Annotated in this window: 13 protein-coding genes and 2 pseudogenes; 7 read left to right on the forward strand and 8 right to left on the reverse strand. The window is 69.6% G+C overall.

The genetic code is table 11. The features are described from left to right. Positions 1-266 precede the first annotated feature (266 nt). Positions 267-2,882, reverse strand: coding sequence for an aminopeptidase N (pepN, locus tag C4B68_RS26540; RefSeq protein ID WP_099499299.1), 2,616 nt, complete (start codon positions 2,880-2,882; stop codon positions 267-269). Between the two features lie 188 nt (positions 2,883-3,070). On the opposite strand from pepN, the gene C4B68_RS26545 reads away from it, so the two are divergent. Further along, entirely contained in the window at positions 3,071-3,733 is a 663-nt protein-coding gene (locus C4B68_RS26545) for a DsbA family protein (protein ID WP_099499298.1), read from the forward strand. Positions 3,734-3,820: 87 nt separating this feature from the next. Here C4B68_RS26545 and C4B68_RS26550 read toward each other — a convergent pair whose 3' ends face one another. The 3 genes and pseudogenes from C4B68_RS26550 to C4B68_RS43535 form a co-directional block, all read right to left on the reverse strand. Further along, on the reverse strand, positions 3,821-4,351 hold the full coding sequence (locus C4B68_RS26550) for a DUF4240 domain-containing protein (protein WP_099499297.1): 531 nt from the start codon (positions 4,349-4,351) through the stop codon (positions 3,821-3,823). A gap of 36 nt (positions 4,352-4,387) precedes the next feature. Further along, positions 4,388-4,618, reverse strand: a complete 231-nt coding sequence (locus tag C4B68_RS26555; RefSeq protein WP_099499296.1) for a hypothetical protein — start codon at positions 4,616-4,618, stop codon at positions 4,388-4,390. Next, positions 4,615-4,803 (reverse strand): annotated as a pseudogene (locus tag C4B68_RS43535) (glycerophosphodiester phosphodiesterase); the annotation flags it as partial. The gene C4B68_RS26555 and the pseudogene C4B68_RS43535, both read right to left, overlap by 4 nt. 44 nt (positions 4,804-4,847) lie before the next feature. Here C4B68_RS43535 and C4B68_RS26565 point away from each other — a divergent pair. Both C4B68_RS26565 and C4B68_RS26570 read left to right on the forward strand, forming a co-directional pair. Next, positions 4,848-5,117: pseudogene (locus tag C4B68_RS26565) on the forward strand (carbohydrate kinase); the annotation flags it as partial. Further along, positions 5,114-5,740, forward strand: coding sequence for a histidine phosphatase family protein (locus C4B68_RS26570; protein WP_099499295.1), 627 nt, complete (start codon positions 5,114-5,116; stop codon positions 5,738-5,740). The pseudogene C4B68_RS26565 and the gene C4B68_RS26570, both read left to right, overlap by 4 nt. Before the next feature lie 112 nt (positions 5,741-5,852). Here the strand turns inward: C4B68_RS26570 and C4B68_RS26575 are convergent, their stop codons facing one another. After that, positions 5,853-6,200: a DUF6415 family natural product biosynthesis protein gene (locus C4B68_RS26575; RefSeq protein WP_143674245.1), complete on the reverse strand. Its 348-nt coding sequence runs from the start codon at positions 6,198-6,200 to the stop codon at positions 5,853-5,855. Between the two features lie 300 nt (positions 6,201-6,500). Beyond that, on the reverse strand, positions 6,501-7,886 hold the full coding sequence (locus C4B68_RS26580; RefSeq protein WP_099499293.1) for an amino acid permease: 1,386 nt from the start codon (positions 7,884-7,886) through the stop codon (positions 6,501-6,503). 490 nt (positions 7,887-8,376) lie between these two features. Here C4B68_RS26580 and C4B68_RS26585 point away from each other — a divergent pair, with 490 nt between their 5' ends. Further along, positions 8,377-8,958 carry a biotin transporter BioY gene (locus C4B68_RS26585; protein ID WP_099499292.1) on the forward strand — a complete coding sequence of 194 codons (582 nt, stop codon included), beginning with the start codon at positions 8,377-8,379 and terminating at the stop codon, positions 8,956-8,958. A 119-nt stretch (positions 8,959-9,077) separates the two neighbouring features. On the opposite strand, the gene C4B68_RS26590 is transcribed toward C4B68_RS26585, so the two are convergent. After that, positions 9,078-9,806 (reverse strand): hypothetical protein, encoded by a 729-nt coding sequence (locus C4B68_RS26590; protein WP_099499291.1) that lies wholly within the window; start codon positions 9,804-9,806, stop codon positions 9,078-9,080. Positions 9,807-10,037: 231 nt separating this feature from the next. Between C4B68_RS26590 and C4B68_RS26595 the strand changes: the two genes are divergently transcribed. Continuing rightward, positions 10,038-11,996, forward strand: a complete 1,959-nt coding sequence (locus C4B68_RS26595) for a serine/threonine-protein kinase (protein ID WP_240634481.1) — start codon at positions 10,038-10,040, stop codon at positions 11,994-11,996. A 186-nt stretch (positions 11,997-12,182) separates the two neighbouring features. Here C4B68_RS26595 and C4B68_RS26600 read toward each other — a convergent pair whose 3' ends face one another. Beyond that, positions 12,183-13,676 (reverse strand): amino acid permease, encoded by a 1,494-nt coding sequence (locus C4B68_RS26600; RefSeq protein ID WP_099499289.1) that lies wholly within the window; start codon positions 13,674-13,676, stop codon positions 12,183-12,185. A gap of 246 nt (positions 13,677-13,922) precedes the next feature. Here C4B68_RS26600 and C4B68_RS26605 point away from each other — a divergent pair, with 246 nt between their 5' ends. Both C4B68_RS26605 and C4B68_RS26610 read left to right on the forward strand, forming a co-directional pair. Further along, the gene (locus tag C4B68_RS26605) at positions 13,923-14,411 is read left to right on the forward strand and encodes a ribose-5-phosphate isomerase (RefSeq protein WP_099499288.1); all 489 of its coding nucleotides are present in this window, start codon (positions 13,923-13,925) and stop codon (positions 14,409-14,411) included. A 180-nt stretch (positions 14,412-14,591) separates the two neighbouring features. Beyond that, complete coding sequence (locus C4B68_RS26610) at positions 14,592-15,401, forward strand: Fpg/Nei family DNA glycosylase (protein ID WP_099499287.1); 810 nt, start codon at positions 14,592-14,594, stop codon at positions 15,399-15,401. The last annotated feature ends 32 nt before the right edge of the window (positions 15,402-15,433 follow it).

A 15,433-nucleotide genomic window follows, 5' to 3' on the forward strand; every position in this document is an offset into this window, starting at 1 on the left:
TTTCCCGCGCCCGGTCCGTCCCCTAACCGCTGTTACACGCCCGTCGACAAATCCGGACAAGACGGCACTAAAGTACGGGCGTTCGACTGCCGAAAGGCGCTGGTCCGGATGGGGAGTAATAAAGGTTACGGCTCTGAATACCTGTATTTCGTAACCACTGGGCGCATCGGGTGACGTCACCGAAGAGGGCACCGGCCGGAACCGGTGCCCTCAAGGTGCCTCAGACGGCCCGCGTCCTGTCCGGCCGCCGCCCCACCCGGTAAGCCCTAACCGGCCGCGACCGCCGCCGCATCACACGCCTGCCCCCGCAGCCCCCGCGCCAGATCGTCCCGCGCCTCCAGCACCAGCCGCCGCAGTGCGGGCGCCGCGTCCTCGTGTGCCGTGAGCCAGGCGTCCGTCGCGTCGAGGGTCTCCTGCGTGTCCTCCAGGGCCGGGAACAGTCCCTTCACCACGTCCATGCCGATCTGGATGGACCGCTCGGCCCAGACCCGCACGATCGCGTCGAAGTACTTCGCCACGTACGGCGCGAGCAGCTCCCGCTGGGACGGCTGCGTGAACCCGGCGATCGTCGCCTCGACGAGCGCGTTCGAGAGCGCGTCGGACTCGACCACGGCCGCCCAGGCCTGCGCCTTGACCGCAGCCGAGGGGCGGGCGGCGAGGCAGCGGATCTGATGGCGCTTGCCGGACGCGGTGTCGTCGCGGGCCAGTTCGGCCGTGATCGCCGCCTCGTCCGCGACACCGTGCGCGGCCAGCGGGCCCAGGAACGCCCAGCGCAGCTCCTGGTCGACCTCGAGCCCGTCGATCTTCGCCGTGCCCTCCAACAGCCCCTGCAGCAGCTGGAGATCGGCCTCGCTCGACGCGACGGTGGCGAAGAAGCGGGCCCAGGTGAGCTGGTGCTGGCTGCCCGGCTCGGCGAGCCGCAGCTCCCTCAGCGCGCCCTCGGCGAGCAGGCGCCCGCCCTCGTCGCGCCAGTCGGGCACCGCGTAGTGCGTGAGCGCCGAGTTGGCCCAGGCGTGCAGCATCTGGAGCACACCGATGTCGGACTCGCCGCCCGCGAAACGCAGCACCAGGTCGATGAAGTCACGGGCCGGCATGAGAGCGTCGCGCGTGAGATTCCACAGCGCCGACCAGCACAGGGCGCGCGCCAGTGGGTCGGTGATCTCGCCGAGCCGTTCCCGCAGGGTGGCCAACGAGCCCTCGTCGAAACGGATCTTGCAGTACGTCAGATCGTCGTCGTTGACGAGGACGAGATCAGGGGCCTCGGCGCCGGTCAGCTCGGCGACCACCGTGCGCGGGCCGTCGACGTCCACCTCGGCGCGCGCGTACCGCTCCAGGGTGCCTTCGAGTGAGCGCCGGTACAGACCCAACCCCACGCGGTGCGGGCGCAGTTCGGGGTGCGACTCAGGCGCCTCCTGCAGTACGGACAGCTCCGCGATCCGGCCCTCCGCGTTCAGAATCACCTGCGGGGTGAGGGAGTTGACGCCCGCCGTCTGCAGCCAGGACCGCGCCCAGGCCGCCATGTCCCGCCCGCTCGTCTCCTCCAGGGCCGCGAGCAGGTCGCCGAGGCGCGTGTTGCCGTACGCGTGCCGCTTGAAGTAGCGGCGCGCGCCTTCGAGGAACGCGTCCTGGCCGACGTATGCGACGAGCTGCTTCAGGACGCTGGCGCCCTTGGCGTACGTGATGCCGTCGAAGTTGAGCTTGGCGTCCTGCAGGTCGTGGATGTCCGCCGTGATGGGGTGCGTGGACGGCAGCTGGTCCGCGCGGTACGCCCACGCCTTGCGGCGGTTGGCGAAGGTGATCCAGCCGTTCTTGAAGCGGGTGGCGCCGACCAGCGAGAACGCGCCCATGAAGTCGGCGAAGGACTCCTTGAGCCACAGGTCGTCCCACCACTCCATGGTGACGAGGTCGCCGAACCACATGTGCGCCATCTCGTGCAGGATGACGTTCGCCCGGCCCTCGTACGACGCCTGCGTCACCTGGCCGCGGAAGATGAACTCCTCGCGGAAGGTCACGAGTCCGGGGTTCTCCATCGCGCCGAGGTTGTACTCGGGCACGAACGCCTGGTCGTACTTCCCGAACGGGTACGGGTAGTCGAAGTGGTCGTGGAAGAAGTCCAGGCCCTGCTTGGTCACCAGGAACACGTCGTCGGAGTCGAAGTGGGGAGCCAGGCCCTTGCGGCACATCGCGCCGAGGGGGATCTCCAGCGTCGTACCGTCGCCGAACGTGCGGGTGTAGGTGTCGGTCACGTGGTGGTACGGGCCCGCCACGACCGCCGTGATGTACGTCGAGATCGGCTTCGTCTCGGCGAACCTCCAGACGCCGTCGGTGAGTTCACCGGCGCCGTTGCTCCAGACGGTCCAGCCCTCCGGGGCCCGCACCTCGAAGCGGAAGGGGGCCTTGAGGTCCGGCTGCTCGAAGTTCGCGAAGACGCGCCGGGCGTCGGCGGGCTCGTACTGCGTGTACAGATACACCTCGCCGTCCTCGGGGTCGACGAAGCGGTGCATGCCCTCGCCGGTGCGGGAGTAGGCGCACTGGGCGTCGACGACGAGTTCGTTCTCGGCGGCCAGGTCTTCCAGCCGGATCCGAGAGCCGTCGAAGACCTCGACCGGGTCGAGATCCTGGCCGTTGAGTGAGACGGCCGTGACGCTCGATGCGATGAGGTCGGCGAAGCTCGCCGCGCCCGGCTCGGCGCAGCGGAAGCGGATGGTGGTCACGGACCGGAACGTCCGCGGCCCGTCGGCGCCGTCCTCGCCGGTGGCGGGATCGACGGTAGCGGACTCGCCCACCGCCGACCGCAGGTCGAGGGCCACGTCGTACCCGTCGACGGACAGCAGGGCGGCCCGCTCCCGGGCCTCGTCGCGGGACAGATTCTCACCGGGCACGGGCGGCACTCCCTCAGGACATCTCGGATACGTTGCGCATACGGCTGAACAGGACCGATCCTGCCATGCACCCCTGACCGCGGACAGCCGGGAACGGGCCGGGAATGGGATGCGGGAGGGCGATGTTGCCTGCTGAAGGAGTACCTGGAGCACCGTTGCCCTTCGTCCACCGCATTCCGAGGAGAGCCATGTCCGAGACCGCCACGACATCCGGCAAGACCCCCGTCGACTTCTGGTTCGACCCGCTGTGCCCCTGGGCCTGGATGAGCTCGCGGTGGGTCCTGGAAGTGGAGAAGGTCCGGGACATCGAGGTCCGCTGGCACATCATGAGCCTCGCCGTCCTGAACGAGCCCAAGCTGGACGAGCTTCCCGAGGAGTACCGCGAGATGCTCGCGACCACGGCGTGGCAGCCGGTCCGCGTCGTGACCGCCGCCTGGCAGAAGCACGGCGACGACGTCCTCGGCCCGCTCTACACAGCGCTCGGCACCCGCATCCACAACCAGGAGGAGGGCCCGACCCGCGAGGCGACCGCGGCCGCGCTCGAGGAGGCCGGCCTGCCCGCCGACCTCATGGCCTACTGGGACCAGGAGGACTTCGAGTACGACGCCGAGCTGCGCGCCTCCCACAAGGAGGGCATCGACAAGGTCGGCCAGGACGTCGGCACCCCGGTCATCGCCGTCCCCGGCCACGACGGCGAGCAGATCGCCTTCTTCGGCCCGGTCGTCACCCCCGCCCCCAAGGGCGAGGAGGCCGCCAAGCTGTGGGACGGCACGCTGCTCGTCGCCTCGGTGCCGGGCTTCTACGAGATCAAGCGCACGCGGACGGCGGGGCCGGACTTCAGCAACCTGTGAGCCCCGGCGCCGGCTGCCACGCACACGCCACCCGCGCCTGCTCGGCGTAGAGGACCCTCCTCCCACTCGGCGTGGAGGGCCCTTCGCCTACTCGGCGTAGAGGGCGCTGAGCCGTGGCAGCCGGCGCTCCGTCTCCCCGGTGTCGTCGAAGTCCCAGGCCGGCTCCAGATCCGGATACCTGATCGTGAAGGAGTCCTGGGGCAGCTCCTCGCCGGTCGCCCTGAGATACGCGTCCCAGGCGAGACCGAGGGCGCTCTCGCACTCCATCTCGAAGCCCTCCTCGGCCGCGTCCCGGACCACCGCCAGCTCCGCGAGCGCGTCGGGCTCGGCCACGACACGCTCGTACACCTGCTGTCCCTGCAGGAGCAGCCAGCCGCGGAAGTAGTCGAAGCCGTCGTCGGAACAGCCGCCGTTGATGACATACGCCGCCGCCCACAGGGGATTGCGGTACGACATGGCCAGCAGGTCCCACAGCACCTGCTGGGCGGCGACTATCTCCCCGGCCGGCCGCTCGGCGAGCAGCGCGACCGCCCGCTCGGCGACGGCCTCGCTGTCCGACGGGTCGCCCGTCTGGCGCCGCGCTTCTTCGACCACGTTCCAGAACTCTCCGGTGTCCATGGATGAAGAGTGCCAGGAGGGTCTGACAACGGGGCGTCAGCCTGTGTCGGGATCGGGCTTGGGTGTGCGGAACTCCTCGGGGAGGAAGCCGCCGTCGCTCCTCTTGTCGTAGCGCTGGAACCACAGACAGCCCGCGACTGCGCAACGCCAGTAGTCGTGCACGTAGACGATCTTCTTGATCGTCTGCACAGCTACCTTCTCGGCATCGGTGAGTGGACGGAAGTCCTGCATGCCGCCGCAGGTCGGACAGGCCTTGCTCTTCGTCATGAGCTTCTCCGCGCGATCGCCGCCAGGTCCGGGAAGTCCGTCACCACCGCGTCCACCCCCAGTCGGTAGTACAGCGCGTATTCCGCGAACGCGGTGCCGAAATCGTTGGCTCCGGTGCCCCGTCGGAAGTCCGTCGGCAGGAACTGGTTCTCCGCCCGGAAGGTGTACGGGCCGATCCGCAGGCCGAGCCCGCCGCGATGGACCCCCGGGCCGGCGCCTTCGAACCGTCCGGCGCGCTCGCGTACCCGGACAGACCGAACCCGCCCTGGGCATGGCCGTGTTGGCGGCGTACGGCAGTGGAGCCGCCCCTTCGCTCGCGGACGCCGCCGACCGCATGGTCCGCGTCCGCACGGTTGTCGAACCCCGCCCCGCCCGTACGGCAGTCTTCGCCGACCCGTACGCCCGGCTCGTCGACGAGCTGGAGCGGCGCGGCTGGCTGCCCCCTTCCGTCGCGGCGCACGCGCGCGTGCGCCTGGACCTGGATACTGCGGGGTCATGAGTACGACGAGCACCCGCGGTGCGACCCTTCTGCTGGCCCGGCACGGGCAGACCATCTGGCACGCCGAGAACCGTTACGCGGGCATCAGCGACGTCCCCCTCACCGACGAGGGGCGCGCCGAGGCTCAGGCTCTCGGCCGCTGGGCCGCCGCGCACCCGGTCGACGCGGTCTGGACGTCGACCGTCGCCCGCGCCATGGCCACCGCGGAGCCCGCCTGCAGCGCCCTGGGTCTCACCCCGCACCGCGAACCCGCCCTGCGCGAATGCGACTTCGGGGTCGTGGAGGGCCGCACGCTCGCCGAGTTCGAGGCGGAGAACCCGGACCGCGCGAAGGCGTTCCGGGCCGACCCGGTGTCGTACCCCTTCCCGGAGGCGGAGGACCCCCGCACCGCCGCGGCCCGCGGCGCGCGCGCCCTGCGCCGCATCGCCACCGCCCACCCCGGCGAACGCGTCCTGGTCGTCGCCCACAACACCCTCCTCCGCCTGGTCCTCTGCTCCCTCCTGTCCATCCCCCTGAGCGAGTACCGCCGCGTCTTCCCCCACCTGCGCAACGCGGCCCTCACCGAACTCCACGTACGGGACGGGGAGGCCGGCCTGCTGTCGCTCAATGTTCCCTGTGCGTGAGGGGCTTCACGCGATCCGGCCCGGGTCCGGACGCGGTCTCCTCGTGCGTGACCGTCACCGGCTTCTCGCTGATCGGCTCGTCATCGCGGCGGCAGATGCGTCATGGGTACCGTCACGTGTGCTTACCGGCCAGGTTCTCCAGATGCCCGAGCAGGCAGTCGACCGAGCGGGCCAGGCGCTGGGCGTGGGCAACCTGGCGGGACCACTGCATGCCGGGCACGATGTCCAGCCGCGTACGGGCCTGGACAACTCCCTTCAGGGCCCCCGCGGTGAGCGTGTCGTCGTCCGGCCGTCCCAGGCACGCCTTCAAGACCTCCGGGATCAGCAGCGTCAGGTGGCCCTCGCACGGCAAGGTCAGCGTGTGCAACTCGTCGGCCGTGGGCGGCTGCGCGTCCTCAGCGAGCACGCGGGCGGCCGTGGCGCGCATCGTCTCGATGGCGACCGGGAGAGAGGCGTTCATGGTCACAGGCGCTCACCCTGTGATCGCGCGTTGGTCGTGGCCACACGCGCGCAGGTCCTCCGGACGGGCATCCCACTCCCGGCCACCGCCGAGGGGGCGCCGAACGCGCCGGGGGATCCGCGCCCGGGCACACGACAGGGCCCTCGCACGAAACCGTCCTTCGTGCGAGGGCCCTCCGGCCACAGGGGCCGTATGTGTTGGGCGCGGGCGCGTGCCTGCCGCCTGTACGTGTCAGGCGCGGGCGCGTGCCTGCCGCCCGTATGCATCAGGCGCGGGCACGTGTCTTTCGGCCAGTACGCGTCAGGCGCGGGCGCGTGTCCTCTGCCAGGCGTAGCCGACCGACGCCAGGAACAGCGTCATGCCGCCCGACGAGTACAGCTGGACGCGGGTGTCCGACTCCCGTGCCATCAGCACGAAGATCGCCACCATCCCCGCCAGGGCGACCCAGGTCAGCACCGGGAAGGCCCACATCCGTACGACCAGCTTCTCCGGTGCCTCCCGCTCCAGCCTGCGCCGCAGCCGCAGCTGCGTGACCGCGATGAAGATCCAGACGATGAGGATCACCGCGCCGATCATGTTCAGCAGCCAGGGGAAGACGTCGTCCGGACGCCAGTAGCTGAGGACGACGCACACGAAGCCGAAGACGGACGACGCGAGGACGGCCACGCGCGGGACGCCGGACGAGACTTTGCCCAGGCTCTTCGGGCCCTGGCCGCGCTCCACCAGGGAGTACGCGATGCGCGAGGCGCCGAAGATGTTGGCGTTCATCGCCGAGAGCAGGGCCACGAACACGACCACGTCCATCAACTGCGCGGCGCCCGGGATGCCGAGCTGGTCGAGGACGGCGACGTACGGGCCCTTCTCGACGACCTCCTTGGAGTCCCACGGGACGAGGGTGACGACGATCGCCATCGAGCCGATGTAGAACAGCGCGATGCGCCACATGGCGGTGCGTACGGCGTTCGCGACGCCCTTGACCGGGTTCTCCGACTCGGCCGCCGCGATCGTCACGGTCTCCAGGCCGCCGTACGCGAACACCGACGCGAGCAGGCCGATGACGAGGCCCTCGGCGCCGTTCGGCAGGAAGCCCCCTTCGCCGAAGAGGTTCGAGGTCCCCGGGGAGTCCGCGCCCGGCAGGACCCCGGCGATCGCGAGCACGCCGAGGACGAGGAACAGGCTGATCGCGCCGACCTTCAGCGCGGCGAACCAGAACTCGAACTCGCCGAAGTTCTTCACGGCGGCGAGGTTCGTGGCACAGAAGACGACCACGAAGAGGGCCACCCATGCCCACTCGGGCGTGCCGGGCAGCCAGCCGGTGACGATCTTCGCGGCGCCGATGCTTTCGAGGCCCACGGCCGTGCACAGCAGTACCCAGAACGCCCAGCCGACGGTGAAGCCCGCCCACGGCCCGATCGCCCGCTCCGCGTGCGCGGAGAAGGAACCGGACGACGGATACGCGGCCGACATCTCGCCGAGCATCCGCATCACGAGCATAACGAGGAGTCCGGAGAGGGTGTACGCGATGACGATGGAGGGCCCGGCGGCGGCGATCCCCGCCCCGGATCCGACGAACAGACCGGCGCCGATCACCCCGCCGAGGGCGATCATCGAGAGGTGGCGCTGCTTGAGACCGTGAGAGAGGGAGACGTCCGCCTCCGGCGGGTTCTCCAGGGTGGTGCTGGGCATGGGCGCGGCTCGTCCGATACGTGAGGCGGGCAAAACTGCCCCATTCTGGGCAGTCACTCCGATTAGGGGGATTGACTGTTCATCATCCGGACGCAGCCCGTGCGGAGCGTGAGCATTCGGCTACCGGATGATGTGCAGCCCGTCCGGCTTTGAGGACGAGCGCGAAGCGCGACAAGCGGGGGGTCTGGGGGCGGCAGCCCCCAGTGATCGGGACGGGTAGGGGCGGAGGGGGCGAAAAAACTTTGGTGGATCCCCACAGTCACCGGCCACCCGCCCCCGTGGCCAACACGACCCCGCCTCAGTGACCGGCATCACCCCGACTCAGGTGTACATGCCATCGTTTGTAAGGAGCCCACCAACCCCCCGATCCCCCCTTTGTCGACCGCTGACGGTGATCGGTCGTGTACGCCTGGGATAGCGTCACGGTGTCCCAATCTGCCTTCCCCCAAGCTCACAAAGGAGCAGGGGGTATCCCATCGCCGGAGTCCCCATGAGCACCGCTGCCGCCACCACCTCCCGCCCCGGGGAGGTCCTCGCCGACCTGCTCCCCGCCTCCCGCGTCCGGGACGCCGCCCTCGTGCTCGGGGGCGCCGCCCTCATCGGCCTCGCCGCCCAGATCGCGGTGCCGGTGCCGGGCTCCCCGGTGCCGGTGACCGGCCAGACCTTCGCGGCGCTCCTCGTCGGCACGGCGCTCGGCGCGGGCCGCGGCTTCCTGTCGCTCGCGGTGTACGCGCTGGTCGGCCTGGCCGGCGTCCCGTGGTTCGCCGGGGGCGCCTCCGGCGTCAGCGTGTCCTTCGGCTACATCCTCGGCATGCTCCTCGCCTCCACCGTCGTGGGCGCCCTCGCCCGCCGCGGTGCCGACCGCTCCATGCCGCGGATGGCGGGCACGATGCTGATCGGCGAGGCGATCATCTACGCGATCGGCGTCCCGTACCTGGCCATGGCCGCCGACATGCCGGCGAGCGCGGCCATCGCGGCGGGCCTCACCCCGTTCCTGATCGGCGACGCCCTCAAGGCGGCCCTGGCGATGGGCGTCCTGCCCGCGGCGTGGAAGCTCGTCAACAAGAAGTGACCTCGAGCTGAGAAGTGACCTCTCAGTCCCCAGGTTGCAGTTCCTGCGGAAGAGAAAGGGTGGGCCGGGATGCCGCGTTCGGCATCCCGGCCCGCCCTTCCCGTATGGCCGAGTGGCCGCTAGGACTGCTGCCCCCGCTGCCGCGGACGCCAGTGGGCCCACCACAGACCCGCCGCCCCCGCGGAGATCAGCGCCGCGCCCGCCACACCGAGCGGCAGGACGTCGCTCCCCGCGCCGGTCCTGGGCAGCTCGTCACCGCCGGGTGCCACCGGCTGGTTGTCGGTGCCGAGCAGAAGCGGGGTGGCCGGGGCGTTCGGCGACGGGTTCGTCGTACCGAACGGCACCGGGCCCTGCTGCCAGTACGTCTTCTTCCCGTCGCTCGTCTGCACCGGCAGACAGATCTTGCCGGTCTTTCCCAGATCGAACGTCGCGTCGACGGCGTACGACTTCGACTTGCCCGCCGCGAGATTGCCGACGGCACAACTGAAACCACTGTTCGAGCCTTCGGGCAGATCCTTTTCGGCGAGAGCGGAGCAGCCCTGAACGCTCTTGACCGTCAGGCCGTCGAATCCGACCACCAAAAGCCTGATGTCGCCGCTGTCCTTGGTGCCTTCGTTCTTTACCGTGGCGGTTATCGCGGTCTTCTGTGAACTGTTGTCGACCGAGATCTTCTCGGGCAGCAGCGTGGTCAGCTTTACGCCCGCCGGTGCCTCGTCAATTACCTTTCCCCCCTTGCTGCTCCCCGGCCCCTGGTCGTCCGCGACGGCGGTGAAGGAAAGGATCAACACGGCCGAGAAAGATGCCGTGAGCAGCGATCCCGCGATGGTCGTCGTGTGACGAGAACTCATGTTCGTCCCCCTTGGCTGCGCCTGAATTCGCAGTACTTGAAGAGGTACCACAAGATTTCTCCGCACTATGCTGGTACGACCTGAAGTGTGACCATTGTGTTTCTGTTGTGCCGACAGGGTGTTGCGTGTGTTGAGGGGGTGCGGGGATTGTCTGCGCATGTACGGGGCGGTGTTCCGGGATTATTGGTGACGGGGCGTTATCGGCTGGTAGAGAGTATCGGGCAGGGAGGAATGGGGCGGGTGTGGCGGGCCGCCGACGAAATGCTCGACCGGCAGGTCGCGGTCAAGGAAATGCGCATCGACGGACTCGACCCCGAAGACTCGCGTACGCGCCGCGAGCGAACCCTGCGCGAAGCCAGGGCCACGGCCCGGATCGACCACCCCAACGTCGTCCGCATCTACGACGTCGTTGACGAGGGTGAGCGGCTGTGGATCGTCATGGAACTTGTCGCCGGACGTTCCCTCGAACAGATGGTGGTGGAGGACGGACCCATCGGCCCGCGCGAGGCGGCCCGCATCGGGCTCGAACTGGTCGCGGCGCTGCGCCAGGTGCACGCCGGGGGAGTGCTGCACCGCGACATCAAACCGGGCAACGTCCTGGTCGAGCGGCGCGGCAACCGCGTCGTCCTCACCGACTTCGGCATCGCCGCGTTGCAGGACGCGGAGGCGCTCACCATGGCCGGGATGCTGGTCGGCTCCCCCGACTACATGGCGCCCGAACGCGTCTCCGGCCGCCCGCAGGGCCCGCCCTCCGACGTGTGGTCCCTGGGCGCCACCCTCTGCGCGGCCCTCGGCGGCCGCTCTCCCTTCTCCCGCGCCACAACCTTGGCGACCCTGCACGCGGTTCTGTACGAGGAGCCGGAACTCCCGTCCACGGCGGGTGAGTTGCGGGACATTCTGGCAGCCTTGCTGGAGAAGGAACCGGAGGCGAGGCCTGGTCTGGAGGAGCTTGAGGGGACGCTGGGGGAGATCGCGTTTCCGGCTGCCGGGCCGCAGCCGGAGCTTGGGCCGGGATCGGGGTCCATTTCGTCGGCCCAGGAGGAGCCGGCCTCTGCTGCCCCTGTAGCCCCCGAGGTGCCTGAGGCCTCTGATGCCTTTGTGACTCCAGAGCTGCTTGCGACCCCCGAGGTACCTGCGGCCCCCAAGGCCACTGTGACCCCCGAGGCGCCTGATGCGCATCAAGCCCCTGAGGCACACCAGGAGTTGCCCACCCCTGCACTCCTGGACGCCGACCTGATACGTGCCATACGACAGCCCTCGCAGGCCCCACAGGCCCCGCAAGATCTCCCTGAAGCCGTCCCGCCCTCAGAGGAACCGCGGCCCGAACGAGCACCCAAGGCCGTATCCGAGCCCGAGCACGCACCCAAGGCCGTACCCGAGACGATCCCCACCCCCAACGCCTCCACCGAAGTCCCCTCCGAACTGCGCGCGGAGGCCGGCTCGGAGATCCCCTCGGCCGGTACCCCCGGCGCGACGACAGAGGTCGCCCGGCGGCCGACGGCCCCCGCCCCGATCCCCGTGATGCCCCCGGGCGAACTCCCCGGCCCCGCCGTGCCGTCCGCCCCGCGACGAAGCAGGCGCCGTACGGGTCTGGCCACCGCGGGCGGTGTGGTCGCGGCGGGACTCGTCGCCTGGATCGTCATCGCCGCGACGAGCGGTTCGCCCGACGGCAAGACCGGGTCGTCCGGGTCATCCGTGCCGACCGCCTCGGCCGGCACGAAGGGCAGCCCCTCGCCCACCGTCGAGGGCACCTCACGTCCGCCCAGCCCGCCCCCGGGAGCGCACCGGGAGGCTGGAGGGTACGCGTGGGTGACGCCCAAAGGCTGGCGCCGCGACCTGAAGACGGGCTCCGAGGTGCACTACACCTCACCCGACGGAAAACAGGAACTCGCGGCCAAGTCCTCCCTCGCCAAGGGTGACCTGATGCAGACCTGGCAGACCTCGGAACGGAACGCCCGGCAGGGCCGGGACTACCAGAAGATCCGGCTGGAGAACACGACGTTCCAGGGCCGGCCCGCGGTCGTCTGGGAGTACACCTTCACGCTCAAAGGCGTGCACTACCACGCCCAGCTGCTCGGCTTCGACGTCGACGGCAAGTCGTACCAGATCAACACCTGGTACGAGCCGGACATCGAGAGCCAGGCGCTCAAGGTCTACGAACAGGTCAGGAGGAGCTTCACCGTGCTGTGAGCGGAGCCCCCGCCGGACATGGACCCGGCCGGACGCACGCCGGACGTAGTCCATGCCGGACATACGGACGTGGACCATGCCGGACATACGGAGGGGGCTCGCGGCGTTAGCCACGAGCCCCCTCCGTCACGTCACGACGTGTCACGCCATGCCGCAGCCGACTCAGTGCAGTCGGCTTCAGCCGGCTCAGCCGACCTTCACGTGCTCTTCGTCGCGAGGCTCGTCCGAGGCCGCCTGCACGGAGGCCGCACCCGGACGCACCCCCGCTCCGATCTTCTGCCGGATCACCGCGATGACGAGGACCACCGCCGCGACCAGCAGCGACAGCAGCACGGTCGTACGGCCGTCGTGTTCGGTGTCGGTCAGCATGTAGCCGAGGACGAAGACGATCAGCGCGGCCGTCGCCCAGGTCAGGTACGGGTACAGCCACATCTTCACGACCAGCTTCTCCGGCGCCTCGCGCTGGATGATCTTCCGCATCCGCAGCTGCGAGAAGCAGATGACCAGCCAGACGAACAGGGCGACCGCACCGCTGGAGTTGACCAGGAAGAGGAAGACCGAGTCCGGGAACTTGTAGTTGAAGAAGACGGCGACGAAGCCGAAGACGACCGAGACGATGATGGCGATCAGCGGCACACCGCGCTTCGTGGTCCGGGCGAAGGCCCTCGGGGCATCGCCGCGCCGGCCGAGCGAGAAGGCCATGCGGGAGGCCGTGTAGAGCCCGGAGTTGAGGCACGACAGCACCGAGGTCAGCACGATGAAGTTCATGATCTGACCGGCGTGCGCGATGCCGAGGGAGTCGAGGGCGGCGACGTACGAGCCGCTCTCCTTGATCGACGGGTCGTTCCACGGCAGCAGGGCCACGACCACGAAGATCGAGCCGAGGTAGAAGACGCCGATGCGCCAGATGATGCTGTTGGTCGACTTGGTCACGGCGCGCTGCGGGTCCTCGGACTCACCGGCCGCGAGGGTCGCGATCTCGCTGCCCATGAAGGAGAAGACGACCAGGAGCACACCGGTGAGGATCGCGCCGGGCCCGTTGGGCAGGAACCCGCCGTGGCCGGTGAGGTTGCTGAGCCCCGCCTGCTCGGCGTCGACACCTGGCAGCACACCGAAGATGGCGAGCCCGCCGATGACGATGAACGCGCCGATCGCCACGACCTTGATGCCGGCGAACCAGAACTCGAACTCGCCGTACGACCCGACGGACACCAGGTTGGTGGCGGTGAGGACGACCATCACGATGAGCGCCCAGGCCCACTGGGGCACTGCCGGTATCCAGCCTTCGAGGATCGAGGCGCCGGCGGTGGCCTCCACGGCCAGCACGACGACCCAGAAGAACCAGTAGAGCCAGCCGATCGAGAACCCGGCCCAGCGCCCGAGTGCACGGTCGGCGTGCGCAGAGAAGGACCCGGAAGTCGGGTTGGCCGCGGACATCTCACCGAGCATCCGCATCACCAGCACCACGAGCGTGCCGACGAGTGCGTAGGAGAGCAGGATGCCGGGCCCGGCGGTGGCGATACCGGAGCTGGAGCCCACGAAGAGCCCGGCTCCGATGACACCGCCGATGGCGATCATGGAGAGGTGACGGTTCTTGAGTCCGGCATGGAGACCGCCACCGGGTTCTCCGGGGCCTCCATGGCCGTTTGCGGCCTTCGTGGGGGTCGGCTGCGAGGTCATTGACGGGATTTCCTTTGCGCCGGGTGAGCGGATGCGCGTCCTGCCGCGGTTGCGGCCAGGACGCCGGTACGAGCTCCCGTACGAGCGGTGCAGAAGCTGGACCGGTGAATCTGAGGTGTCCAAATACGGGAACCTTTGATTCCGTATTGTTACCCGAGGTATCCCAGAGGTTCTATAGCGCGGCTCACACCTGCCGGGCCGACACCCGAGGCTGCCGCGCCGAAACGGCCATGTCAGACTCGAACCATGCGCGTGTATCTCGGTTCCGACCATGCAGGCTTCGAGCTCAAGAACCACCTCGTCGAGTGGCTCAGGGCCGCGGGCCACGAGCCCGTCGACTGCGGGCCCCACATCTACGACGCCCAGGACGACTACCCGCCCTTCTGCCTGCGCGCCGCGAAGCGCACGGCGGCCGACCCCGGGTCCTTCGGCATCGTGATCGGCGGCTCGGGCAACGGTGAGCAGATCGCCGCGAACAAGGTGGCCGGTGTTCGTGCCGTCCTCGCATGGAGCGAGGAGACGGCGACCCTCGGCCGTGAGCACAACAACGCCAACGTGGTCGCGGTCGGTTCCCGCATGCACACGCAGGAGGAGGCGACGAAGTTCGTCGAGACCTTCCTCAACACCCCCTTCTCCGGTGACGAGCGCCACATCCGCCGCATCGGCATGCTCACGACGTACGAGACCACGGGCGAGCTCCCCCCGGTCCCGGCCCACCACCCGCAGCAGTCGTAGCCTCCAGGGGACCTTTGCCGGCCGGGCTGGAGATTTTCAGCCCGTCCGGCGTTTGAGGACGAGCGCGAAGCGCGATACGAGGGGTCTCGGGGCCGGAGCCCCCCCAGATTCGGGACGGGCAGGGGCGGAGGGGGCGAAGAACCGCCTGGGCCGTCACAGGACAGACAAACAGGAGGACCCGTGCCCGAGGGGCACACGATCCACCGGCTCGCCGAGGACTACCTCGCGAGCTTCGGGGGCGGGAAGACCCGCGTGACCAGCCCGCAGGGCAAGTTCACCGATGCCGCCACCCTCCTGGACGGCTCCGAGCTCACCACCGCCGAAGCCCACGGCAAGCACCTCTTCCTCGGCTTCCGCGCTGCGGACTGGATCCACATCCATCTCGGCCTGTTCGGCAAGGTCAACTTCGGCGACGCCCCCGCCCCGCCCCCCACGGACACCGTCCGCCTCCGCCTCGCGAACACCACGTCGTACGTCGACCTGCGCGGCCCCACCACCTGCGCCCTGATCACGGACGCCGAGAAGAAGGCGGTACACGACCGCCTCGGCCCGGACCCCCTCCGCCCGGACGCCGACCCGTCGGCCGCGTACCGCCGGATCTCCCGCAGCCGTACGACGATCGCCGCGCTCCTCATGGACCAGAAGATCATCGCGGGCGTGGGCAACGTCTACCGCGCGGAGGTCCTCTTCCGGCACGGCATCGACCCGTACCGCACGGGCAGGGACCTCACCCCCGCCGAGTGGGACGCGATCTGGGACGATCTGGTCGCGCTGATGCGCGAGGGAGTCCGCAACAACCGCATCGACACCGTCCGCCCGGAACACACGCCGGAGGCCATGGCCCGCCCGCCGCGCGTCGACGACCACGGCGGCGAGGTCTACGTGTACCGCAGGGCCAACCTGCCCTGCCACATCTGTGGCGGCGAGATCCGCACCGCCGATCTCGCCGCCCGCAACCTCTTCTGGTGCCCGGCCTGCCAGCGCCGCTAGCAGTCGGAACAGCGCTCGGACAGCAGTCGGAA

The sequence above is a fragment of the Streptomyces dengpaensis genome, from assembly GCF_002946835.1.
Taxonomy (GTDB): domain Bacteria; phylum Actinomycetota; class Actinomycetes; order Streptomycetales; family Streptomycetaceae; genus Streptomyces; species Streptomyces dengpaensis.

Bases quoted from the DNA above. Each gene is read 5' to 3' on its own strand.
- C4B68_RS26545 (WP_099499298.1), top strand. From the start codon at position 3,071: ATGTCCGAGACCGCCACGACATCCGGCAAGACCCCCGTCGACTTCTGG.
- C4B68_RS26570 (WP_099499295.1), top strand. From the start codon at position 5,114: ATGAGTACGACGAGCACCCGCGGTGCGACCCTTCTGCTGGCCCGGCAC.
- C4B68_RS26600 (WP_099499289.1), bottom strand. From the start codon at position 13,676: ATGACCTCGCAGCCGACCCCCACGAAGGCCGCAAACGGCCATGGAGGC.
- C4B68_RS26585 (WP_099499292.1), top strand. From the start codon at position 8,377: ATGAGCACCGCTGCCGCCACCACCTCCCGCCCCGGGGAGGTCCTCGCC.
- C4B68_RS26550 (WP_099499297.1), bottom strand. From the start codon at position 4,351: ATGGACACCGGAGAGTTCTGGAACGTGGTCGAAGAAGCGCGGCGCCAG.
- C4B68_RS26555 (WP_099499296.1), bottom strand. From the start codon at position 4,618: ATGACGAAGAGCAAGGCCTGTCCGACCTGCGGCGGCATGCAGGACTTC.
- C4B68_RS26590 (WP_099499291.1), bottom strand. From the start codon at position 9,806: ATGAGTTCTCGTCACACGACGACCATCGCGGGATCGCTGCTCACGGCA.
- C4B68_RS26605 (WP_099499288.1), top strand. From the start codon at position 13,923: ATGCGCGTGTATCTCGGTTCCGACCATGCAGGCTTCGAGCTCAAGAAC.
- C4B68_RS26575 (WP_143674245.1), bottom strand. From the start codon at position 6,200: ATGAACGCCTCTCTCCCGGTCGCCATCGAGACGATGCGCGCCACGGCC.
- C4B68_RS26580 (WP_099499293.1), bottom strand. From the start codon at position 7,886: ATGCCCAGCACCACCCTGGAGAACCCGCCGGAGGCGGACGTCTCCCTC.
- C4B68_RS26595 (WP_240634481.1), top strand. From the start codon at position 10,038: ATGGGGCGGGTGTGGCGGGCCGCCGACGAAATGCTCGACCGGCAGGTC.